The organism is Pseudomonas sp. LBUM1643 (genome assembly GCF_059716215.1).
On the sequence record NZ_CP166813.1, the window covers coordinates 6,366,230 to 6,390,363 of the forward strand.

At 57.3% G+C, this 24,134-nt stretch carries 15 protein-coding genes; 8 read left to right on the top strand and 7 right to left on the bottom strand.

Annotated elements, in window-relative coordinates; translation table 11 throughout:
• The first annotated feature begins 26 nt into the window (after positions 1 to 26).
• The gene (locus ACA063_RS28855; RefSeq protein ID WP_497664250.1) at positions 27 to 4,574 is read left to right on the top strand and encodes a dermonecrotic toxin domain-containing protein; all 4,548 of its coding nucleotides are present in this window, start codon (positions 27 to 29) and stop codon (positions 4,572 to 4,574) included.
• A gap of 183 nt (positions 4,575 to 4,757) precedes the next feature.
• Complete coding sequence (locus ACA063_RS28860) at positions 4,758 to 9,302, top strand: dermonecrotic toxin domain-containing protein (RefSeq protein ID WP_497664251.1); 4,545 nt, start codon at positions 4,758 to 4,760, stop codon at positions 9,300 to 9,302.
• 17 nt (positions 9,303 to 9,319) lie between these two features.
• Here ACA063_RS28860 and pdxR read toward each other — a convergent pair whose 3' ends face one another.
• Positions 9,320 to 10,870, bottom strand: a complete 1,551-nt coding sequence (gene pdxR / locus ACA063_RS28865) for a MocR-like pyridoxine biosynthesis transcription factor PdxR (RefSeq protein ID WP_497664252.1) — start codon at positions 10,868 to 10,870, stop codon at positions 9,320 to 9,322.
• Positions 10,871 to 10,962: 92 nt separating this feature from the next.
• Between pdxR and ACA063_RS28870 the strand changes: the two genes are divergently transcribed.
• From ACA063_RS28870 to ACA063_RS28880, 3 genes are read left to right on the top strand one after another with little or no spacing between them, the layout of a single operon-like run.
• Positions 10,963 to 11,586, top strand: a complete 624-nt coding sequence (locus tag ACA063_RS28870; RefSeq protein ID WP_497664253.1) for an FMN-binding negative transcriptional regulator — start codon at positions 10,963 to 10,965, stop codon at positions 11,584 to 11,586.
• A gap of 10 nt (positions 11,587 to 11,596) precedes the next feature.
• Positions 11,597 to 12,043, top strand: coding sequence for a GNAT family N-acetyltransferase (locus ACA063_RS28875; protein ID WP_497664254.1), 447 nt, complete (start codon positions 11,597 to 11,599; stop codon positions 12,041 to 12,043).
• A gap of 17 nt (positions 12,044 to 12,060) precedes the next feature.
• Positions 12,061 to 12,732 carry a GNAT family N-acetyltransferase gene (locus ACA063_RS28880; RefSeq protein WP_497664255.1) on the top strand — a complete coding sequence of 224 codons (672 nt, stop codon included), beginning with the start codon at positions 12,061 to 12,063 and terminating at the stop codon, positions 12,730 to 12,732.
• A 101-nt stretch (positions 12,733 to 12,833) separates the two neighbouring features.
• Here the strand turns inward: ACA063_RS28880 and ACA063_RS28885 are convergent, their stop codons facing one another.
• Complete coding sequence (locus tag ACA063_RS28885) at positions 12,834 to 13,112, bottom strand: helix-turn-helix domain-containing protein (RefSeq protein ID WP_497664256.1); 279 nt, start codon at positions 13,110 to 13,112, stop codon at positions 12,834 to 12,836.
• Positions 13,109 to 14,461 carry a type II toxin-antitoxin system HipA family toxin gene (locus ACA063_RS28890; protein WP_497664257.1) on the bottom strand — a complete coding sequence of 451 codons (1,353 nt, stop codon included), beginning with the start codon at positions 14,459 to 14,461 and terminating at the stop codon, positions 13,109 to 13,111. Before ACA063_RS28890 ends, ACA063_RS28885 begins: the two co-directional genes overlap by 4 nt.
• Before the next feature lie 240 nt (positions 14,462 to 14,701).
• Here ACA063_RS28890 and ACA063_RS28895 point away from each other — a divergent pair, with 240 nt between their 5' ends.
• On the top strand, positions 14,702 to 17,659 hold the full coding sequence (locus tag ACA063_RS28895) for an autotransporter outer membrane beta-barrel domain-containing protein (protein WP_497664258.1): 2,958 nt from the start codon (positions 14,702 to 14,704) through the stop codon (positions 17,657 to 17,659).
• A gap of 182 nt (positions 17,660 to 17,841) precedes the next feature.
• Here ACA063_RS28895 and oadA read toward each other — a convergent pair whose 3' ends face one another.
• Positions 17,842 to 19,650 carry a sodium-extruding oxaloacetate decarboxylase subunit alpha gene (oadA, locus tag ACA063_RS28900; protein ID WP_162436592.1) on the bottom strand — a complete coding sequence of 603 codons (1,809 nt, stop codon included), beginning with the start codon at positions 19,648 to 19,650 and terminating at the stop codon, positions 17,842 to 17,844.
• 11 nt (positions 19,651 to 19,661) lie between these two features.
• Complete coding sequence (locus ACA063_RS28905) at positions 19,662 to 21,077, bottom strand: acetyl-CoA carboxylase biotin carboxylase subunit (RefSeq protein WP_247289726.1); 1,416 nt, start codon at positions 21,075 to 21,077, stop codon at positions 19,662 to 19,664.
• Positions 21,078 to 21,267: 190 nt separating this feature from the next.
• Between ACA063_RS28905 and ACA063_RS28910 the strand changes: the two genes are divergently transcribed.
• Positions 21,268 to 22,230, top strand: a complete 963-nt coding sequence (locus ACA063_RS28910) for a LysR family transcriptional regulator (RefSeq protein WP_497664259.1) — start codon at positions 21,268 to 21,270, stop codon at positions 22,228 to 22,230.
• Here the strand turns inward: ACA063_RS28910 and ACA063_RS28915 are convergent.
• Both ACA063_RS28915 and hexR read right to left on the bottom strand, forming a co-directional pair.
• Positions 22,172 to 22,384 carry a PA3496 family putative envelope integrity protein gene (locus ACA063_RS28915; protein WP_497664260.1) on the bottom strand — a complete coding sequence of 71 codons (213 nt, stop codon included), beginning with the start codon at positions 22,382 to 22,384 and terminating at the stop codon, positions 22,172 to 22,174. The two genes, ACA063_RS28910 and ACA063_RS28915, sit on opposite strands and share 59 nt — an antisense overlap.
• Before the next feature lie 176 nt (positions 22,385 to 22,560).
• On the bottom strand, positions 22,561 to 23,427 hold the full coding sequence (gene hexR, locus ACA063_RS28920; protein ID WP_028620399.1) for a transcriptional regulator HexR: 867 nt from the start codon (positions 23,425 to 23,427) through the stop codon (positions 22,561 to 22,563).
• Positions 23,428 to 23,791: 364 nt separating this feature from the next.
• Between hexR and ACA063_RS28925 the strand changes: the two genes are divergently transcribed.
• On the top strand, positions 23,792 to 24,106 hold the full coding sequence (locus ACA063_RS28925; RefSeq protein WP_497664261.1) for a hypothetical protein: 315 nt from the start codon (positions 23,792 to 23,794) through the stop codon (positions 24,104 to 24,106).
• Positions 24,107 to 24,134 lie beyond the last annotated feature (28 nt).

Consider the following 24,134-nt stretch of genomic DNA (forward strand, 5'->3'; position numbering starts at 1 on the left):
CTGATACCAGCACCGAAGGAAACAACATGACAGACAACACCCTCGACAGCCGCAGCACCGACCCTCTGGTGGAAAAAAGCAATCTGATCAACCAGATCAGCCACGGTCCGACGCTCCATGAAGTCGCTTCGACCTTGCTGCGTCAAATGCTCAAAGAACACTACGCCGACCTGGATATCGACCCCGAAAACGCGAAAGTCGGTACCCCGCAGTGGCAAGTGATCGACGACGAGATCCAAGGTGGAACGATCGATTATGAATCGCTGAGCCACGCGGTGGTTCGGCACGCGCTTGGTGGTACAACCGCGGACTACCTCGAAGGCGAACACTTTCTGACCCTGGAGCCGCAGGCTGATGACCCGATCCAGCTCTCGGTTGGCATCGAGGACATCGCTCAAACGATCAATGCGACAGTTGCTCTGTTGTTCATCGAGTTCCAGGAGCGCCAGCTGAACTTCTGGAATGAAAAAGAGCATGAACTTCCACGCTGGCAAAAACTGTCCGACTCGCTGCGAAAAGTGCTGAATGTAAAACAGGTCAAGGGTTGGGACGCAGACGAATGCGCCATGGCACGAGAGGTCTTCACCGACCCGGACAGAACCACGCGCAAAAACGTAACCGCTGGCTTTTCGGCTATTCAGGCCTGCCTGATCGATATCGACGTCGTCGAAAGTGGCATACCCAGGCATCTCCTGGTCGGCGGTGCACTGGTGATCAAGGCAACGTATCTCAAGCGCCAGCTCATCACCCTGTACACGATCGACCGTGGCTACGAATCCTTCAGTTCGCTGGAAGCGCTCGGAAGCTCGCTTCCTGAGCGGATCGAGTCGGTGCCGCAGGGCGTCTCGCTGGAATGGCGATTGTTCGAGCCCGACGGCAACGTACTCGACCATATGGCCTGGTCGTTGGTGTCGTCGCAAATAGACAGCATTGGTGCACTGAAAAATGCCGAGGCGTATACCGAAGTGCCTGACCCAAAAAACGGACTCGATGCTCGCGAGCAATCTCGATTCCAACAACTCGACGCGGCAATCCCGGACTGGTTGCGCAATGCTCCAGCCAACGATATCGATGATTACCGGCGTTATGTCACCGCCTTGGGAAAACTGTATCGAAAACCCAAGTACAAGACCGCCAGAACCGAAATACCTTCCATCAACCAATACGCTCACAAAGCGATGCGTGACGCGATCATTGCCGATAAAAGCGCGACAGGGGCCGCGACGCTGCCTTGGGACGATTTACGTATCGCCTACGTCAATAGCTTTACCGTTGATAATTTCACGCTGCCCAACCCGCACGATCAACACACTGAAACACTGGCCGAGTTCGCGCTGGAAAACGAAGCGCCTTACATGGCAACCCTTTCATTCAAAAATGGTGTGCCGGTTCCGGACTGGCTGACACCGGCATTTCTCACCCGAATGGCGACCAAAGTTGACATTGGCAGTGCCTATCCGGCACACCTGAAGAAAATGTTGATCGACGACCCGGCCACCTCCCAACGCCAGGCGAATTTCTATCGCGATCAATTACGCTGGCTGTTACCGCTCAAGACACTGGAAGGGAAGATCCAACAGGAAGGGGGTATCGACGAGCAAGGCTATAAAACCATCTGCACATGGATGGAATCTGCCCCTGGAAACGCGAACCCCATCGCAGTCTCCCCCCTTACCCTGATGCCGCAACACCGTTTGATCAGCACCAGCGACACCGTGACCAACATGTACATTATCAATCCTCGCAACGCTGCCTACGGTCCCTGCCTGCTCTACCGTCCCCTGCAGGATGTGCCGTTGATACAGTTTCCCTCGCGGCAGAATTTGCTTTATGCCCTGCACCAACCCGGCGAGCTACGCGACTCGATACTGGCGTGGTTGGCAAACACAACGCTGAGCTTCGAGTATTCCCAGTACGTTTTTCCGGTTGGACTGCCGTCTCCTTGGCTGGTGGCTGAACAGTTGGTCAACCCGTTCCTGCGGGCCGATCAGTTCGGTCGGGTAGTCCTGGACACTCAAGCAATGACCGGGGACATCCACACGGCACTGTTCAGAAACAATACGCAGGCGTTGGTCACCCTTGCAGACCGCCAGTCGCAATCGAATGCCGAGCGGCGCTGGACCCTGTTGAAAGAAAGCAGCTGGGCGCTGTTCGGCGTCGCGAGCAACTTTTTCTGTGGTGCCCTCGGCACTGCCGTGTGGGTCTGGCAAGTTATCGAGCAAATTCAACAGGCCCTGGATGCCCATGAAAAAGGCGACAGCTTTAATGAGTGGAAATCCGAGGCGGACATTTTGTTGTCCCTGGGCATTCTTCTCACCCATCACGCAATGATGAGGCGTAAAGCGCTGTCCAGCGAGCCCGGCATTGCCCGCAAAGCGCTGCGAGAGCATGAGGCGCCATCCCCTGCGACCACCGCCGTCACGCTGGACACGGCTTCTCTTTCCGGCGAGCTGCCCTCGGCCCATGTGACTCTGGTAGATCCCGCCGGAACAGTCCCCCGTCGCTCGACATCAGAGCTTGTGGTCTATCTGGATGCACTCAAAGTCACGCTGCCAGACCTGAAAAACTTAGAGGCAAGCGAGGACATCAACACACCACGTTATCTGCATCATCTGGATGATAAAAAGTACGCCAAAGTCGGTGAGCGCTGGTTCTACGTCAGTGTCACCGAGGATGACCAAGTGCGGATCGTCGATCCCGATGACCCGACAAAATTTGGCCCGTTTTTGGCCAGTGACCATGAGGGGCGGTGGGTTCTGGACCAGCGTTTGCGATTGAAAGGCGGCGGGCCGAAAAGGGATCTCAAAAAGCTGAAGGAAGCGAATGAACATCGCAGAAATCAATTGAAAGTAGAGAGGGAGCTGTTCAAGCGCAAAAAGGCCAGGCCGGAGGATCCGGACGTGGAAGGCAGCGAACAACAGAAACAAAATGCTGTCACCAAGGCTCAGACAGAATTTCAAGCAGCCACGGGCGAGGCCCGTGATCGGCTGTTGGTGGTTCTCGTGGAAAAAATCGACGCAATGATCAGTGCTTATCGACGAGCCCTCGAGCAGCTGAGGGAATGGCATGCGCTGGGTGGCGGACCGAGCTACATGTCGGAATCGTTACGCATGCACACTGAGCTGGAGAAGTATCTTTCGCACTGGTTCTTCGTCAAGAAAAGTGAATATGTCCGGTTGACTCGTGATTGGCGCTCTGAAGTCTTGATAGAAGTACCGGCACGGGAAGTCCATGTCGACCAGGTGCAGCGAGCGACAGATTTGAGTCAGGCGATGGCCGAAAAACTGGTGCTTTCGCGAGAAGAACTCGGCACTTTGAACGCGCTCGGAATGCCAGGCCTCGAACGAGCCATTCAACTGCGCAAACTGGCGCCGTCCTTCACCGAATGGGAAATCAGAGCTAACGAAATCGGCATCTCCCAGGAGCTGTGCCTCGAAGAGCAGGCAAGCGCGACGATGACGCAAGCGCGTGATGACGTTGGGGATGTGATTGTCAGGGGAGCCACTGCTGCCCACCGGGTTGCAAAGTATCTGAAGAAAACACCCGACGACATCAGTCCCCAAAAGCAGATCGAAGAACTGAGCCGATTAATCGAAACCCTTGCCGACGTCGATCAGCGGTTTCGGGAATTGCCAGAAACCTACCCAGGCCATTTCAAGCAAGCCAGGCTCGACCATCTGCAGGGTCTCATCGACGGATTCGAAAAAAGCGCTCAAACACTACGCGCGGCCCTGCTGGCAGAAGTGCAACCCGCCAAACCGAAAGCGTCTGCCGGGCCCTCCAGGCAGGCAGCCCCGCCCCCGAAGGGCAAGGTCAAAAAGACCCGACCACGTCAACAGGCCAGCACTGAAACCCCAACGAATGAAGACACGCCCATTGGCGGCATTACATTGGATGCTCGTCATCAAGCGTTATCGGTGCTGAGTGACGCAGACATCATCATCGCCGCTTCCGATCTGTCTGAAGATGCAAACTCTTTTATTGAACGAACAAAAAAAGACGCCAGTCGACCCTCTCGAATACCTGCGGACATGCAGGACATATTCAATCAGCAAGCAAACAAACTTGAACAAAGCGCCACCAACGTTGACCAGGTTCTGTCACGTACCAAGGAATTTCCGGTGGCCAGTTTAGCGCCGGAGTTACGTGCCGCCGCGGTGAAAATGCGCACGTCCGGAAAACACGTGCGCGCCAGCCTCTACAAACTACGCAAGCCCACCCAAAGCATGTTCAGATGGTTGTATGAGAATGATCAGATTGAATTGCGTCGAGACAAAGGCCGAATAAAAACCGAACAGTTGGGCGACTACTTTCAGGAGTATCGAATTCTCGACAAAACAAACAAACAAAAGGAACTGTGGGTGGCTCATTTCCATTACCAGACTTTCAACAGCCCCCTGGACACTCCCACCACTGCTCACCTGAAAATTTCGGAAACCTATCTGAAAACGCTGACGCCAGAGCAGAAGAAAATACTGACCGCTGTCGAGCCCATCGACGGGGTATTTCGCAAGATAGATGACCCGGATCTGCGAAAACTGTTTTTTGATCTTGAACCCAAAGTCGACAACTGACGGGTAATCCTGACGGTGGCGCGAGGCGCCACCCTCTGGGCGCGTTTTGTCACCCCGCTCGTAAGGGCGGCTCCTGTTCCCCGGCGATAACTATCTACCACCTCCCCTCCTTCATGGACCTCTACCTTTCGGCGATAGCGCAGCCCCGCGGTCTGCGTATCTATTGGCAACAAGGAAACGGCCATGCCCGACACGAAATCCGAAGATATTTTGACCCATCTTGTTACCGGTCCCTCTATCAGGGAAGTGGCATCAAACACATTGCGCTCAGAGCTCGCCACCTTATACCCGACCCTGAATATCGATCCGGGGAACGCCATGGTGGTGACGCCCGTCTGGAACGTCATTGATGGTCAGGTCACGTCCGGCAACAGCCGATTCGAGTCGCTCACTGACGCCTTAGTGCGGCTCACCCTGAGCGCAAAAACCGCGACCTACATTGACGGCGAGCATTTTCTGACACTGCAACCGCACGTTAATCCAGCGATCCAGCTCCCGGTCAAAATCGATGCGATCGGCCGAATGATCAACCGCCTGATTCCGCTGCTGTTCGTCGCCTTTCAGGAGCAACAACTGGATTACTGGAACCAGGAAACCGAAGACGCAACACCGCACTGGCATCAACTGTCGAACTCACTGCGCAACCTCTGGAACATCACGCAGGTGTCTGACTGGGATGAAGACCAAAAGGCCATGGCGCTGAGCCTGTTCAACAGCCCGGATTCAACCACCCGACGCGACGACCCGTATAAATCAAAAGCCTGCCTGGTCGACATCGACGAGTCGCAGAAGCATCTGTGGGTGTTGGACGTAGCGGTCCTTGTGGGTACGGTAGGTAAGCGCACACTGGTACTCAGCCATTCGATTACCGAAGGCTTCAAGCAATACGACTCACTGGATTCATTTGGCGAGTCGTTGTCCGGTCGCTTCGATTCCCCGCCTCGCACAGGTCCGTTGCGATGGCGCCTGTACGAACCGACAGGCCATTTTTTCGACCATCAGGCCTGTGCCCTGATCGCACTCGAAATCGAGGCCATCGGCCAACTCAATGACTCGATTTCGGCAGGCGAGCTCACCCCTCGCATGACCGCCGAAAACGAACGCAAGGGCTTTCCCGAAGCGCGCTTCGACAAGATTCAGCGCATGTTGCCTGACTGGCTGAACAATGCCGAACCCGCGGATCTGACCCGCTATAGCCGACACTTGATGGACCTGGCCTTGCTTCGGGAAAAACACGCGGGCAAAACGTATCTGGATGACATTCCAGCGTTGTCGGCGTTCACCCTGAAAACGCTGCGGGACCGGGTGGTGAAAGATCATCCCGAGACCACCGATCCAAAGCTTGAAAACGTCGAGCTGAGCATCACCAGCCTTGAGGTTTACGGCACGTTCATCGTGCCGGGTAAAACCAATACCGTGACGATGTCGTTGACGGACCTGGCCCTGCAAAACCTGATTGCCGTGCCTTTGGGTAACAAAACCGTCCAACGAATTGACGGCGGCGCAGTGGAATCCTGGATGACGCCGGCGTATCTGGAGAAACTGGTCACTGACGTCAACATCGGTGAGGTCTATCCCACATTGATCAAACGCAAACTGCTCGGTGACACGAAGGAAACGCAGCGAAGACAGGAACTGTTCGCCAGCCAGCTGCGCATCCAGCTCCCGCTTCAAGCGCTGCAGCACAAGATTCGTGGCGAGGATGGAGTTGACGACCTGGGATACCAATACGTGGTCGCGGCGATGCAGGAAAAAGCCACCGACCGCTACGTGAGCGACCTGGAAATTGTCATTCGGCCACTCGCTTTCATTCCCGGAGGTCGCACCGACGACAAGGCCGATGAGGTCGCTAACATGTTCGTCATCGGACCAAAAGTCGCCAACAAAGGGCCTTGCCTGCTCTTTCGCCCACTACTCGAACACCCGCTTTTACAGTACCCCAGCGAAGCCAATCTGCTGTATGCGGTCAAACACAGCCCGACGCTTCGCCAGTCGGTGCTGGCCTGGTTGCCGGATGAGGTGCGCTTCAACTATTCCCAATACGTGTTCCCCGGTCGACTGCCGTCTGCCTGGACGTTGTCGCAATGGTTGGTCGACTCGACATCGGCCCTCGGCATGATGGGGGAAGTCAGACTGGCAACGACGCCACTTGCGCAACCCGCCCTGACGACACTGTTCACCGCCAATGCCAACGCGATGATCACGCTTGCGGATCGCCAGTCAGTGTCCAATGCACAGAGCCGTTGGGAGTCGCTCAAGCATGGGGCCTGGGCGCTGTTCAACATCGCACTGCCGTTTCTGGGTCGCACGGCTTCAACAGCGACCTGGATCTGGCAGATCATTGACGATCTGCATGAAGCCAATGAAGCCAGCGAAAAAGGTGACAGCGAACACACATGGGCCGCGCTGACCGACCTGTTTCTGTCTCTAGGCATGGTCCTTGCCCATCACGCCGCGACACGGCACAAACCGGCAGCGCGAGCGCTGAAAAAAGAGACAGCGCCCCTGGAAGAACCCGCTAAAACCATACCGGCGCCGACAATCACCCTGACGCGATCACCCGACGTCGCCGCGCAGCAGTTGCCTGAGGCTCACGCGACCACCTTGTACACCTCTGGCGCCCTCGCACGTACCGGGCTGGGGACGCTACTGGATGAACTGACCATTACAAAACCTGAAGGCCTGCCAAGCCCTGCGACCAAGGCGGGGCCTCACCGTTTTTTGAGCGGGCTCAATCAGAAGTGGTACGCCCAGGCCGGCCAACGCTGGTTCGAAGTGACCGTCAATGACAATGAATATGTGCAGATCATCGACACCCGTCAGTCTCCGCCGAAGTCTGGCCCCCTGCTGACTCATTCTGCAAAAGGAGAATGGTTCGTCGACACACGCCTGAGATTGCGAGGAGGGGGTCGCAAACGCAACGCACTGATACAGGAAAATGCACGACGAAAAGCCGAGTTGAAAGCGCAACTTAACAAGTTCGACACGCACAAACCCGCACTCAAGGCGGCGCTCGAAAAGGCGGAGAAAGAGGCTGTTGAGGTCGCACCGGGTGTCAGTGACACCCATCGTCAAAGACTGATCGAGACGCTGGACAGACAGCTGGTCGTCTACGGCGTCTACATTGATCAGCTCAAGGCTTTCAACGCGCTTGAATCCATTGCCAACTACCGCGAGGTATTAGTCAGCTGTCTGGATCAACAACTGTTGCTCACGAAGAAATGGTGCCAGCAGCAGGATCCCGTTTTTGGTACCTACATGCGCCGCTCATTGGCCCTGCTTGATGACGAGTCAACCGAACACACTCAAACGCCTCGCCAGACTCATCAACAGACCAGTGAACTGACCCAGGGATATATCGAAAAAATCGAGTTTGCCCACGCCCGGATCGAAGAGCTGAAACGGCTCGGCAGAGAAGCCGCCGAAATCGCCAGCGAATACACGGCAACGCTACCCAAATTTGATCTGCACGACCTGAAGCTGTTTCAGATCAGCCTCACACAAGAGCTTGCCCTGAATGACACCGACACCGTCGCGACCGGCGCTGCCCGTCAAACGATGGTAGCCCTTGTCGAAGATGTGGGTCTCACCATTCAGTCGTCATTGGACCTCGCCAAAGAAAATCACACCGCGACGCTGGCTGAACGCATCGAAGGGTTCAGTGATCTGGTGGAGCAGTTTGCAACCATCGATCAACGCGTTATCGACCTGCCCGGCGAGTACCCCGGGCAACTGTTGCAACCTCCATTGGACTTGATGCGTCAGCGTATCGAGGCCTTCAACGAGCGCGCAGTCAATCATCTGGGAAGCCTCCTGCAGGAGCGCAAGGCTCTCGAACCTGTTCCTGGCCCCTCTAGACCAACGAACGCCCCGCATCGACTTATCAAAACGCGGTTCAAAGGAACCGTCGTCGGCACGCCCAGAACGCGAGTGAACACCACTGACACCGATCTGGTCGACGTAACATCTCCACTGACGGGCAAGGTCATCGCCACGTTCCATGAGAAAACGCCGGGTGTCTGGGTTGAACATCTTCCCGACAAACCCTCGGAACCTGCCGCCAAGCGTGCATCGCTGGCTACCCGCCTTCAAGAAGGAGAAGCTTTGCTGACACAGCTGGAGCCGTTTATCCGAGCGACCGAGGCACACTCTAAAAACCTTCGGCGCATTCCCTTGGAAATCGAGGAGATATTCCATCAGCAGGCTGGCCGAATGGAAACGGCAGCCGCTGCCATCGAGCAAGCCCTCACCAATGCGAACGCCACCGAATCCGGTCCGGGCTCAGCGGCCGATGTCACCAAACGGCTGAGTGACGGAGCGACCGGACTGTACGAAAAAGGCAGCGATCTGCGTATCAGCATGACCAAAATACAGCCTCCCACTGCGGGACGTCTTGAGTGGCTGCACGGCAAAGGCCTGGTAAAGATCGAACGCATTGTCAAACCAGGACCGGACCATCAGCGCCTGAAAGGCCAGCGCAAGGACTTTATGGATGAATACGAGATACGCGATCAGGAAACCAACCAGGTACTTTGGTATGCGCATTTCCATTACCCGGCGTCAGATACGCCAAGAACAGCGTTCACTGCCGCGCACCTGAAGACTGTCGATCAGCGCAAGTTGGGCGGTGCACTCGAAAAGCGCGGGGAGCTGAGTGCGCTTCAGTCCATTGCCATTTACCGTGCCGAAATAGACCATCGACTGGCCGGCTCCCTGTTCCTCACATAACGGCTATCGCACATCGTTCATCGGCGCCAGAGTTTCTCCAGGCAGGCGAGCGCTTCGATGATGGCAGCTTCAGGCACCGCCGCAAAACCCAGGACCAGCCCGGCGCGCTGATCCTGCGGTTTACGCGTATCAGGTAGCCAGTAGCTGCTCAGGGGGTTGATCTCGATATCGGCACTCGCAGCTTTGTCGATCAGTTCCTTTTCGCGGGCGAGACTGTCGACTGCCACGGTCAGATGCAGCCCTGCCGCTACGCCTGGCAGGCTGCCAACGCCTTCGATGTCCTTCGGCCAGCCAGCCAGCAGGGTGTTGCGCCGGCTCAACGCCGCGCGGCGCATGCGGCGGATGTGCCGTTGAAAGTGTCCCGCGGCCATGAACTCGGCCATCACCGCTTGAGTACTGACCTCCGAGTGACGCACATCCACGGCGCGGCGCTGGGAGAACGCCTCTACCAACCCGATTGGCAGCACCAGATAACCCAGTCTCAGCGCCGGAAATGCAACCTTGCCGAAGGTCCCGACATACAGCACCCGCCCTTGCCGGTCGAGCGCAGCCAAAGGTGCCAGCGGTGCACCGCTGTAGCGGTATTCACCGTCATAGTCATCCTCGATGATCCAGCCGTCCGTGCGCTCAGCCCATGCCAGCAATTCCAGACGTCTAGCGAGGCTCATGATGACCCCGGTCGGATACTGATGAGACGGGGTGACGTACGCCAATCGGCAATCGCTCAGACCGTTCAGCTCAGCGCAATCAATACCTTCGTTATCCACGGACACCCCGTGCAACTTCGCCCCGGCCACAGCGAACGCATAACCCGCAGCGCGATACCCCGGATTCTCGACCGCGACGCCGTCTCCCGGCTCCACCAGCAGCTGTGCACAAAGGCTAATCGCCTGCTGCGCGCCACTGGTGATCACTATTTGCTCAGCGGAACACTGCATGCCCCGCGAACTGCGCAAATACGCAGCGATCAATCCGCGTAGTCGCTGATCGCCAGCCGGGTCGCCATAACACAGCTGCTGAAAATCCGGTTTGCGCCAGAAAGCCGCGTTGAGCTTGGCCCAGACCTCGAAGGGAAACAGATCGAACGCCGGAACACCGACCCTGAAAGCCCTCGGTGGACCACTGGGAGGCTTGGCTAAATGGTTCTTTTCAACCCGCTCCAAAGCCCCTCTGTGGATAACTTTACTGGATGGAATCACAGGTAAATCCAGCCAATTTGTGGATAAGGCTGTGGATAACCCTATTGAAAACCCTGTGGATAGTTTTGTGGATAGTTTTTTAGCCGGGAGGCTCGATTGTGGTAGCTGAGCGACATAAGTCCCATCACCCACACGTCCTTCGATAAAGCCCTCGGCATACAGCTGATCGTAGGCGCGCACCACGCTGTTGCGCGAAATCGAGAGCGCCGCTGCCAGATCCCGACTGGCCGGCAGACGCGTGCCGCTGGCCAATCGGCCATCCAGCACACGCACTCTCAATGCCTGATAAAGCTGACGGCTCAACCCTTGTCGGCGATCGAGTTCGATACCCGCAGGATTGAAGGACAGGGAAAGCGGCGCGTCCGTCATGACAATGGACCTATAAAATTTGTCGTTAATGGCTCTTACAACAGACCAATAGCCTGCCTAGGATGCAGGCATTCGACAAGGGAAATATCTCCATGTACACGCCACGTGCTTTTGCCATCGACGAGTTGTCCCAACTGCATGAACTGATACTCGCCAGCCGTCTCGCGATTTTGGTGACCCACGGTGAAAGTGGCCTGCAGGCCAGTCATGTACCGGTTCTGCTGCATCGCGAACAAGGCTCGAACGGTACGTTGTACGGACATTTGGCCAAAGCCAATTCACAGTGGAAGGACCTGCGCGACGGCGCCGAAGCCCTGCTGATTTTTGCCGGTCCCGACGCCTACGTCAGCCCTGGCTTCTACCCGAGCAAGGCCGAACACGGCAAAGTCGTGCCAACCTGGAACTACGTTGCGGTACACGCCTATGGCCTAGCCGAAACCTTCAGCGACGGCGGGCGGCTGCTCGACATCGTCAGCACTCTCACCGACCGTCATGAAGCTGGCCGCTCCCAGCCGTGGTCAGTGGCCGACGCCCCCGCCGATTACATCGACGGCATGCTCAAGGCCATCGTCGGTTTCGCCATTCCCATCGACCGTCTCGAAGGCAAACGCAAACTCAGCCAGAACCGCAGTCCCGCCGATATCTCGGGCGTGCGCGAAGGCCTGGCCGCCAGCCCCGACGTCAATGACCAAACCCTCGCTCGATTGATGCGCTAAGGAAATCACCATGAGTCAAGTCGACATTCGCCAAGTCACAGCCGACGATCACGCCGCCTGGCTGCCGTTATGGCAAGCCTACCTGCGCTTTTACAACACCGAGCTGCCGGAGGCGGTCACACAGAGCACCTGGCAGCGCATGCTCGATGCAAGCGAGCCGACTCACTCTGCGCTGGCGTGGGCCGATGGCAAAGCCGTCGGCATGGTGAACTTCATCTACCATCGCTCTAACTGGAGCATCGAAGACTCATGCTACTTGCAAGACTTGCTGGTGGTGCCTGAAACCCGTGGCACGGGCGTCGGCCGGCAATTGATCGAGTTCGTTTACGCCACGGCCAGGCAGGACGGTTGCTGCAAGGTTCACTGGCTCACTCACGAAACCAACGCCACCGCGATCCAGCTCTACGAGCGCATCGCCGAACGGCCCGGTTTTATCCAGTTTCGCAAAGCTATCTAAGGTTCAAGGAGAACAGCATGTCGACTTCACTCGCAAACTGGAAAGGTGCTCCAGCCCCGACGACTCAACTGATCGAAGGGCGTTTTATTCGCCTGGAAAAACTCGACCCGGCGCGTCACGGCGACGATTTGTTCAACGCTTTGCAAGGCCCGGGCGCCGATCCGAAGCTGTGGGATTATTTGCCCTATGGTCCTTTCCCTGAGCGCAGTGTTTTCGACGATTGGTTGAAGAATCACGCAGCCAATAGCGACCCGTATTTTTTCAGCGTGATCGACCGTGCAAGCGGTGAGGTGCAAGGCATCCTGAGCCTGATGTCGATCGTTCCCGCACAAGGCCGCATCGAGATCGGCCACGTGACCTTCGGTGCGCCGATGCAGCGTTCACCGAAAAGTACCGAGGCCGTCTACCTGCTGGCCAAAGAGTCCTTTGCGCTGGGCTATCGCCGCCTGGAATGGAAGTGCAACAACGGTAACGCTCGCTCCAAATACGCCGCCGAACGCCTGGGATTCAGTTTTGAAGGGGTTTTCCGCCAGCACATGGTGGTCAAAGGGCAAAACCGGGATACCGCCTGGTACTCGATTCTGGATTCTGAATGGCCAGCGATTGGGGCGGGTTTTGAGCGCTGGCTTTCTGATGAAAACCAGACGGATTCGGGGCAGGTGAAGACGCTGGCTGAATGCCGGAATTGATGGTTCAAACAGCAAAAGATCGCAGCCTTCGGCAGCTCCTACAGAGGATTAACGTACACCCGTCAGGAGCTGCCGCAGGCTGCGATTTTTTGATCTTGATCTTAGCTGAAATCACGTCGAATCCGCACCACACCCATCTTCAGTCCAAACGGTCTGAACACCGCATTCAACGATTTCAGCGTCTGATTACCCTCCCCGTGCTCGATATGCACGAGCGTGCGCACCGAAATTTTGCACATCTTCGCGAACTGGGTCTGGTGCAGGCCAGTGACTTCCACGCGCAATCGGCGAACGGCTTCACCAATCTCAAGTGTGCCTTGGGCGAGCCCTTCTTGAATGCTTTCGATGAGCTCAGTGCGCTCGGCAACGGTCATGCTCATTTCAAGTCCCACTCCTTCAAGCGCTGCTCCAGATTTTTCAACGCGATTCCCGGGTGATTCATTGTTGCGTCGGGTACACCACTGGCTGTCAAGATGTCAGGGAGCGCCGCCAAGCGTCGGGCATCCTCACGCAAACGCTCAAATGTTTGCGCTGTATCACCCAACTGCGCCAATGGATCATCCGGATCCGATAGGTCAGCCAATGCCCGGCACACACCAAGCCAATTAACCTCTCCCGCCCTCTCCAACCCTTTCGGCCACTTGGTGGTACGTGTCACGCCTTCATCATCCATCACCATCGGTGCCAGATCGTAAATCGGAGCCAGACGAAACGAGTCAGTGCCGCGGATGATGGCGGTATTGCGGCCGTGATTATCTGAGTTGCCGAGGATCTTATTGATCAGGTCTCGTCGCAGATAATCGGCAACGAGGTCCGGGATTTGATCTTCCTGACCCGCGTCACGCCAAAGTCCCGCCAGCAGTCGAATCACTTCGAGGTGGTCCATAGCACTACCGGGTGTTGTGATGTTTGCCAGCGAATAGATCGACTCCACGGCAAAACGCTCTACCCCCTCAGTAGTGACCCGGCGGTCAAAACGCTTCATCCATAAACTGGGTCTGGTTGCCTCTTCCAAGGCGAGCCCCTGCGCCTCCACCGTCTCAATCCCCAGGTTTTGCAGCGCCTTGTAGTAGTGGTACTCGCTTCTAAGGATGTCCTGATCAGTTTTCGTGCCTTTATTGCGGGCAAACTTCACGAACCAATGCTCGGTGACCTCTGCATCGTTCAGTACGGCATCGGGATACAAAAGACCTTTATTATTTTGAGCCAGCAATAGCTTCGGAGCCTCACCACCGGCCCCCGTTGCGCCACCAATGGCAGCACCTTGCTCATAGGCGTACTCAAGAAAACGATTATCGCGAGCGATGACGTCTTGACGCTCAAAACCCATCGACTCGCGCTGGTCTAAGGCCTCGGCAGATTCTTTTATCCGCATATTGCCGATCGGTGCCGGCGTGCTTCTGGCCAGTAGGAAAAGGTCAGCGCTGATGTCCGCGGGCTTGTGGCGTCCGAGGCGAGCCAGAAGAAACCTCTTCGCCGCACCTGCAGGCGCAATGTCATGCACAAATGCTGGCGCATTGGACCGACGTCCATCCCAGTCCAATGGAAATCTGGCACTCACCGCTTTGGCAAAAGGCGTTCCGATGGATTCATAGTTCTCGAAGAGGTAAGCCTGCTCATAGCCAAAGCTGCATCGGCTCTCAAAACCTTTTTCCGGGCTATCGAAGCTCAAGACCATGGCGTCTTGCCAAGTCCCGACCGTGTAAATTTGTACAATGAGGTTGTACATCGTTTCTTCACCTGCATTTAAATGCATTTATCAGCGCTAACCTCGCCCCATACATGCAATATAGTGCATTCATTCATCCAAGCGGATATTTATAAACGCATTAAATTGCAGATTAATGGGAATGTTGCAGCGCAAAAATGCAACAAATTGCAGATACATATACATGGAACCTCAGACATCATTCTGTAAAAACCCCCCGCTATAAAAGACCGCCTCGCTTATAACAAAAGGCCGTCCACCATGCCCTCCTCGCCCCAGCGCCTGGCCCTGATGATCGCTATGTTGATCAGCACCAGCGCCGTACACGCCAAGAACGTGCAGATCGACACCGCGACCACCACCGCTCAAACCCTGGGTGGCAGCGATACCCTGACCCTTTCGGCTCCCGGCAGCATCATCAACAACGGCAAGACGGTGAGCCTGAAAGACAGTACCAACGGTATCGGTGTGGTGATCGACAACTCGGGGCAGATCATTTCCACCGGTGGACGGGCGATCGACAGCAGCGGCGATCTGACCAAGGCGCGCAACTACAGCCTCTACAACCGCAGCGGCGGGCAAATTCTCGGTTTCAATGACGCACTGCGCATCGACAGCAACTTCGCCAGCGGCACGTTGCAGATCGATAACAGCGGCACCATTCGTTCCACGACGGGCCAGGGTCTGGACCTTGATGCCTTGCGCAGTGAGGGTGTCCAAACCACCATCATCAACCGCGCAGGCGGGCTGATTCGGGGCGATGCCAGCGACGGCATGAAGACCGGCGCGAATGCGACGATCACTAACTACGGCGAGATTTCCACCGGCGATTCGCACAATGCCGACGGGAAATACGACGGTATTGATATCGACACGGCCACCGGTGTGAGCATCACCAACTACGGCAGCATTTCTGGCGGCCGTCACGGCATCACGACTGACCTTGGCGCGACACTGGTCAATTATGGGGATATCACTGGCCGCAACGGTTCGGGTTTCGGTTCTGACGGCGACGGCACGGTGATTAACCACGGCACGATCACCGGCGCTTACTCAGGCCTGCAACCCAACGGCGATGGTGACGGTGTGGACATCGACAACATCGCCCACATCGAGAACTACGGCACCCTTCAGGGCGTTGGCGCGGGCGGTGTGGACAAGGGTGGTTTCGCCAATGGCAGTGAAGGCATTGCCTTAGGCGGTGGCTATGTATTGAACGCTAAAAATGCGCTGATCAGCGGCGCCAACAGCGCGATATTGGTAGACGACGGCAGCGGCGGTTCGGGTCAGGCGGCGACGACGCTGGAAAACTTCGGCACGATCCAGGGTCTCGATGGATTTGGTGTGAAGTTCGTCGGCGAATTCGATGACAACGTGATCAACGGCGGCACGATCAGCGCCAGCAACGGCCTGGCGCTGGACCTGGGCGGTGGCAACGACAGCCTGACGCTGCGCAACGGCAGTCGCTTCGTTGGCGTCGTGGATGGCGGCGCCGGTTACGACCGTGTGGTGATGGACGACGTCGCGGGTGGCCGTTTCGGCGAGAGTCGCCACTTTGAATGGCTGGAGGTCAAGCAAGGTGCCTGGACCTTGACCGGCAACGGCGATTTCAGCGACGGCGGCGCGGTCCGTAACGGCGCCACCTTGATCAATCAGGGTGGCATCGCCGGCAACCTGTCCGTCGACGCGGGCGGTGTGTATGCCGGCGGTGGTTCAGTGGGCAGTTTGCAGGTCGACGGGACCCTGCTGACCAACACCCAACTCGGCACCGCGACCATCACTCACGACCTGACGATGAGCAGCGGCGCAACACTGGCCTATGGCGTGAATGCCGATGGCAGCAGCGCGCCGGTGCAGGTCGGCGGCACGGCAAACTTGAATGGCGCAACCCTGGCGATTAATCCGGGCAGCGGCACCTACCCGTGGCAAAGCCAATACACGGTGTTGCAGGCCTCCAACATCAACGGCACCTTTGCCAAGGTCACCAGTGACTACGCATTCCTGACGCCGACGCTTGCCTACACTCCGAGCCAGGTCGATCTGACTTACACGCGCAACGATGTGGCCTTCAACGAATTCGCCGCCTCCGCAAACGGCATTCGCGCGGCCAACAGTCTGGCTTCTATCGGGAAAAACAACACGCTCTACAACGCCTTGCTCAACACCACCAGCACCACGGCCGGAAACGCGATCGAACAACTGGCCGGCACCAGCAACGCCGACCTGACCAGCGCGACGCTGGGCGCCAGCAGCCAGATCGGCACCAGCATGCTCAGTGCGATGCAGCAAATGGGTGGAGGCTCGGCTTTGATGGCGGGCCTGGAAAAACGCAACGCACCGGTGCTCGCGGCCACGGGCGTTCCCTCCGAAGCCCGCAACCTCAACGACCCGAACGCTCAGGGCCGTCTCTGGCTGCAGGCAATCGGCGGCTACGGCAAGCTCGATGGCGAACATGGCAGCAGTGATCTGGAACAACGCACGAAAGGCAGCGTGCTGGGCGCCGACTGGGCGCTTAATCCGCAATGGCGGCTTGGTGTACTGGGTGGCTACTCGAAAACGGACCTGGATGCCACGGGCTTCGATGGCAACGTCGAAAGCTGGCACGCCGGCGTGTACGCCTTGCATCAAAACGGCCCGCTCTCCTTGCGACTTGGCGCGGCGTATAGCGGCCATCAGGGTGAAAGCAAACGCACTGTCGCGTTCAGCGGCTTCAGCGACCGGCCAAAAGGCGATTACGACGCCGACAGCCAGCAAGCCTTTGCCGAGCTGGGTTACGCGATGGGCAGCGGCCGCCTCAGTGCAGAGCCGTTCGCCAGCCTGGGGTATCAGCGTTATCACCGCGACAGCTACACCGAAAAAGGTGGCTCGGCGGCGCTTCAAGTCGATCAACAAACCCAGGACAATTTCAGCAGCACCTTCGGTGTGCGCCTGGCCCACCTCAATAACCTGGAAAACGGCATGAGCCTCACGCCGCACATGACCGCTGGCTGGAAGCACACCTATGGTGATGTCAGCAATTCGACCCAACAGGCATTTGTGGTCGGCGGTACAGGCTTCAGCGTCGACGGCAGTTCGCTGGATCGTGACAGTCTGGTGCTGGAGGCCGGGCTGGATCTGGGCATTTCAGCGCGTCATTCGGTGGGGGTTGGCTACAGCGGGGAGATTGGCAGCAACAGCAGGAATCATGGGTTGATCGGGCAGTGGCAGATGTCGTTCTGATCATTAACTGACCGACACGGTCCTCTGTAGGAGCTGTCGAGTGCAACGAGGCTGCGATCTTTTGATCCTGTTTTTAAAGATCAAAAGATCGCAGCCTGCGGCAACTCCTACAGGGTGCAGGCAAAAAAAAAGGGGAGCACATGCCCCCCCGAGGTTTAAAGCGTTAAATCGAGGCTGTTAAATCAGCCTTCGATCTCGATCAGTATTTCACCCGGATTCACCCGGTCGCCCTTGGCCACGTGGATGGCGGTGACTTTACCGGCGATGGCGGCCTGAACTTCGGTCTCCATCTTCATCGCTTCGGTGATCAGCACAGCCTGGCCGGCTTTCACGGTGTCGCCTTCCTTGACCAACACGTCGACAATGTTGCCCGGCATGGTGGTGCTGACGTGGCCCGGTGCAGTGGCTTGCTTGCGCTTGCTGCTGCCGCCGCTGACGAACTCGTTGAGCGGCTCGAACACCACTTCTTCCGGCATGCCGTCGATGGACAGGTAGAAGTGACGCTTGCCTTCAGCCTTGACGCCGACACCGGTGATGTCGACGCGGTAGGTTTCACCGTGAACGTCGATGACGAATTCGGTCGGCACACCTTCGCCACCGGCCGAGGTCACGCCGCCCGCTTCGGGAATCGGCAGTAGCACTTCTGGAGTCAAGGTGCCGGCAGCGCGTTCTTCGAGGAACTTGCGACCGATGTCCGGGAACATGGCGTAGGTCAGCACGTCTTCTTCAGATTTAGCCACGGCGCCGATTTCGGCACGCAGCTTGGTCATTTCCGGCTTCAGCAAATCAGCTGGGCGGACGTCGATCACTTCTTCGCTGCCGATGGCCTGGCGACGCAGTTTCTCGTTCACGGTGCCCGGCGCTTTGCCGTAGCCGCCTTGCAGGTAGAGCTTCACTTCGTTGGTGATGGTCTTGTAGCGCTCACCGGCCAGCACGTTGAAGAACGCCTGTGTACCGACGATCTGCGAAGTCGGGGTCACCAGCGGCGGGAAGCCGAGGTCTTCACGAACACGCGGGATTTCGGCCAGCACTTCGCTCATGCGGTTCAAAGCGCCCTGCTCTTTCAACTGGTTGGCCAGGTTGGAAATCATCCCGCCCGGTACCTGGTTGACTTGAACGCGAGTGTCGACTGCGGTGAACTCGCTTTCGAACTGGTGGTACTTCTTGCGCACCGCGTAGAAGTACAGACCGATCTCTTGCAGCAGTTCCAGGTTCAGGCCGGTATCGAATTCGGTGCCTTTAAGCGCAGCGACCATTGATTCGGTGCCTGGGTGGCTGGTGCCGGATGCGAAGCTGGAGATCGCGGTGTCGATGTGATCGGCGCCGTTTTCGATAGCCTTGAGTTGGCACATGGTGGCCAAGCCAGCGGTATCGTGCGAGTGGATGAAGACTGGCAGCGACTGCTCGGATTTCAACGCCCGGACCAGTTCGCCCGTAGCGTACGGAGTCAGCAGACCGGCCATGTCCTTGATCGCCACCGAGTCGCAACCCATGGCTTCCATCTGCTTGGCTTGCGCCACGAAAGCGTCGATGGTGTGCACCGGGCTGGTGGTGTAAGCGATGGTGCCCTGGGCGTGTTTGCCGGCGGCTTTTACGGCCTCGATGGCCGTGCGCAGGTTACGCACGTCGTTCATGGCGTCGAAGATGCGGAACACGTCGATGCCATTGACCGCGGCCTTGGCAACGAAGGCTTTGACCACATCGTCGCTGTAGTGGCGGTAGCCCAGCAGGTTCTGGCCACGCAGCAGCATTTGCAGGCGAGTGTTAGGCAGTGCGGCGCGCAGTTGGCGCAGGCGCTCCCACGGGTCTTCTTTAAGGAAGCGCACGCAGGCGTCGAAGGTCGCGCCGCCCCAGCATTCCAGCGACCAGTAGCCGACTTTGTCGAGCTTGTCGCAGATCGGCAGCATGTCTTCGGTGCGCATGCGGGTGGCGAGCAGCGATTGGTGGGCGTCGCGCAGGATGGTGTCGGTTACATGAATCTTCTTGGACATTGTTTTATTCCTCACAGGCCTGCGTGGGCGGCGATGGCAGCAGCGATGGCCAGGGCCAGCTCTTCGGGTTTGCGCTTGATCGAGTAGTTGGTCAGTTCAGGGTGGGCTTCAACGAAGCTGGTGTTGAACTGGCCGCTACGGAATTCCGGGTTACGCAGGATTTCCTGGTAGTACGCGGCGGTGGTCTTGACCCCTTGCAGACGCATGTCGTCAAGGGCGCGCAAGCCACGGTCCATCGCCTCTTCCCAGGTCAGCGCCCAGACCACCAGTTTCAGGCACATGGAGTCGTAGAACGGCGGAATGGTGTAGCCGGTGTAGATCGCCGTATCGGTGCGCACGCCCGGGCCGCCGGGGGCGTAGTAGCGGGTGATCTTGCCGAAGCTCGGCAGGAAATTGTTTTTCGGGTCTTCGGCGTTGATCCGGAATTGCAGCGCGAAACCGCGGTGCTGGATGTCTTCCTGTTTCACCGAAAGCGGCAGGCCGGACGCAATGCGGATCTGCTCACGCACGATGTCGATGCCGGTAATTTCCTCGGTGATGGTGTGTTCTACCTGCACCCGGGTGTTCATCTCCATGAAGTACACCTCGCCCTCGGCGAGCAGGAACTCCACGGTGCCGGCGTTCTCGTAACCCACGGCTTTGGCTGCACGCACCGACAGATCACCAATATAGGCGCGCTGTTCCGGGGTCAGTTGCGGGCTTGGGGCGATTTCAATCAGCTTCTGGTTACGGCGCTGAATCGAGCAGTCACGCTCGAACAGGTGAACCACGTTGCCAAAGCTGTCGCCAAGAATCTGCGCTTCGATGTGCTTTGGATTGACGATGCATTTTTCCAGGAACACTTCCGCCGAACCGAACGCCTTGGTGGCTTCGGAAATAACGCGTGGGAACGCCTGTTCGAGTTCTTCACGGCTGTCGCAGCGACGAATACCACGACCACCACCACCGGACGTCGCCTTAAGCATCACCGGATAACCGATACGGTCACCTTCGATCAAGGCTTCGGCAATGTCGGCAACGTTGCCTTCGGTACCCGGGGTGACGGGTACGCCAGCCTTGATCATGCTGCGACGGGCTTCAGTCTTGTCGCCCATGCGGCGAATCACTTCAGCCGATGGACCGATGAACTTGATGCCACGCTCTGCGCAGATATCGGCCAGCTCGGCGTTTTCCGAGAGGAAGCCATAGCCGGGGTGCAAAGCATCGCAGCCGGTTTCCACGGCCAGATTCACCAGCTTGCGCGCATTCAAGTAACCGGCCAGTGGCTCGGCACCAATGCTGTGGGCCTCATCCGCACGCTTTACATGCAACGCATGGCGGTCGGCATCGGAATAGATCGCAACCGAGCGAATGCCCATTTCGGCGCAGGCACGCACGATTCGTACGGCAATCTCACCACGGTTGGCGATCAGGATTTTTTTTATCACTTGGAGGTTCCCTTGAGCCGGTGGTACCCACGACCTGCTAGACCAGGTCGACGCGTGACCAAATGTTTCAATTTAGTCGCGCCCCCACACTAGCGCTCACAAGGGATTAACAAAAATGAATAATAATTGGGTTAGCCATAAGTAAAGACTTATAGTCGTTGCATCAGCCTGCGGCAGGAGCGTTTCGATAATGCGTAAGTCATTGATGCGTATGACATTGCGTCAATTGCAGATCTTCAATGAAGTCTGTGATTTGAGGTCTTATAGTCGCGCGGCTGAGGAAATGTCTCTCACTCAACCGGCCGTCAGCCTACAGATCCGGCAGCTTGAAGAGCTGATCGGGCAGCCCTTATTCGATTATGTCGGCAAAAAACTCTACATGACGGAGGCCGCCGAAGCACTCCAGCGTGCCAGTCGGGACATTTTTGGACGCCTGGAAAACCTCGATATGCAGCTCTCGGACATGCAGGGATCGCTGCAAGGTCAGCTGAAGCTGGCCGTTGAGTCCAGCGCCAAATATTTCGTACCGCACCTGTTTGCCGCGTTCAAGCGTCAGCACCCGGAAGTGAATCTGCAACTGACGGTGGTCAATCGCGGGCAAGTCATCCGGCGCCTCTCCGACAACCGTGACGATCTGGTGATCATGTCGATGGTGCCGCAGGACATGGGCCTGGAATTCCTGCCGTTTCTGAATAACCCGATCGTGGCCGTGGCGCCGCCGGATCATCCGCTGTGTCACATGGGCCCGCTGCGCTTGCAAGATCTGGAGCCATACACACTGCTGCTGCGCGAAGTCGGTTCAGGGACGCGTCTGGCGTGTGAAGAGTATTTCAAAGAGAAACGCGTGCACTTCAACCAGACGCAGGAAGTCTCGTCAGCCGAAGCTCAGCGCGAGTGTGTGCTGGCGGGTCTGGGCGTGGCGTTGTTGACGCGCCACGCCCTGAACCTTGAGTTGGCGACGGGTGGATTGATCGAGCTGCCCGTCGAGGAGCTGCCGCTGTACCGCAGCTGGTGCCTGGTGCAGGCCAAGGCGAAACGGCTGTCACCGGTGGCGCACGCGTTCCTTGCGTTTGTTCGCAGCGAGCGAGTGCAGATCAGCGCGCTGGTTGAGCGTTTCGCCGCGAAGCTACCGGTGATGCCTGCCAGTAGTTGAGTTCCGGATCGTCAGGAATATCACCAATCTCTGCCAGAAGCTGGCGACGTTCGCAGCGATCTTCGATAGCGCGGCGGAACACCATGCGGCGCTGATCTTCTTGCTGACGGCGGGTTTTGACGGCGCTGTTGCGTTCTTCGTAGGGCTGGGCCATTTCGAGTCTCCCAAGGCGATTACGGGAGCTTCAAGATAGGCGCGAGGGATGACGGTTTGGCGGCGGGAGGGTTACAGGGAGATGAAAATTGAAAAGCAAAGATCGCAGCCTGCGGCAGCACCTACAGGGTAATGCGATCACCTGTAGGAGCTGCCGAAGGCTGCGATCTTTTGATCTTAGTCGTCGAGGGCTTTCACCGACTTGGGCGACAACCGCAAGCTGCGAAGGCTGCGCTTGACGCTCTTGAGGTGGTTCACCAGGCTCGGGCCTCTAGCCATGGCCACGCCCATCGCTAACACGTCGATCACCACCAGGTGGGCGATGCGCGACGTCAGCGGTGTATAGATCTCGGTGTCTTCATGGACGTCGATCGCCAGATTAACGGTCGACAGCTCCGCCAAAGGCGTCTGGCTCGGACACAAGGTGATCAACGAGGCGCCGCTTTCGCGCACCAGGTTCGCGGTGATCAACAGGTCTTTCGAGCGGCCGGACTGGGATATGCAAATCGCCACGTCTGTCGGCTTCAACGTCACCGCCGACATCGCCTGCATATGTGGGTCGGAATAGGCGGCGGCCGTGAGCAGCAAGCGGAAGAACTTATGCTGGGCATCCGCCGCCACCGCGCCGGAAGCACCAAACCCGTAGAACTCGACGCGCTGCGCCTGGGACATGAGCGTCACCGCTCGCTGCAACTCCACCGGATCCAGCCGCTCACGAACTTCCATCAGGGTATGCAGGGTGGTGTCGAAAATTTTCAGGCTGTAGTCAGCGACTGAATCATCTTCGTGAATCGCAAACTGCCCAAAACTCGCGCCAGCCGCGAGGCTTTGCGCAAGCTTGAGCTTCAAATCCTGAAAGCCGGAACAACCGATGGCGCGGCAGAACCGCACGATGGTCGGCTCACTGATGCCCACGCTGTGGGCCAGGTCGGCCATGGAACTGTGCATCACTGCCGCAGGGTCAAGCAGCACGTGGTCGGCGACCTTGAGCTCCGACTTGCGTAAGAGGTGGCGAGACTGGGCGATGTGTTGCAGCAGATTCAAAGGGCTGGACTCTTTGTTATTGGCAGGTGCCGGGGATGTAGCGCGTTTGTAGTTATACTACATGAATCGGCTTTTTGCCTGCCCAATGCGTAACCTGATCCCTCGATTTCAGGCGAGCTCGCTCCATGTAGCGCTCATTCCGGGGGCCGACTGCCTCCACGGAATGTCGAACGAAAGAATCACATCAACAGCTCAGTGACTTGCCAAGAGCCTTTTGTATTTTCAATTAAACTATCCAACCATGGCTCTTATTTATTTTTCCAGACTTACAAATTCACGCAACTGACAACTGTAACTACTGAGTCCATGCCGATATATTTATCTCGCAGGACGCACATTAATTTAATGACAGGAGTTACCGATCATGAGTATTAAAACAACCGGCTGGACCGCACAAATTGATCGCATGCCAGGCGCTCAGTCTTTTCGCACCTTTGGCACTGTAACCGTTGCCAACAGCGGCATTACGCCGAAATTGGTATTCATGCCAATGCAAGACAGGTCCTTTGACCTGCGCCTTGAACTGGTATTGGAAAAAGCGGAAGGCATGTCGCTACAAGTATTAACCGATAAGCACGTTGAATATAAATCGCTGGGGAACTCTAATGTCTCCGGCGTGAGTATTTTCTTTGAAGGCGAACTACTGCACCATATTGATGATGTATTGATTACCCATTAATACGCTCTCATGCATCAACGCTTCCTGT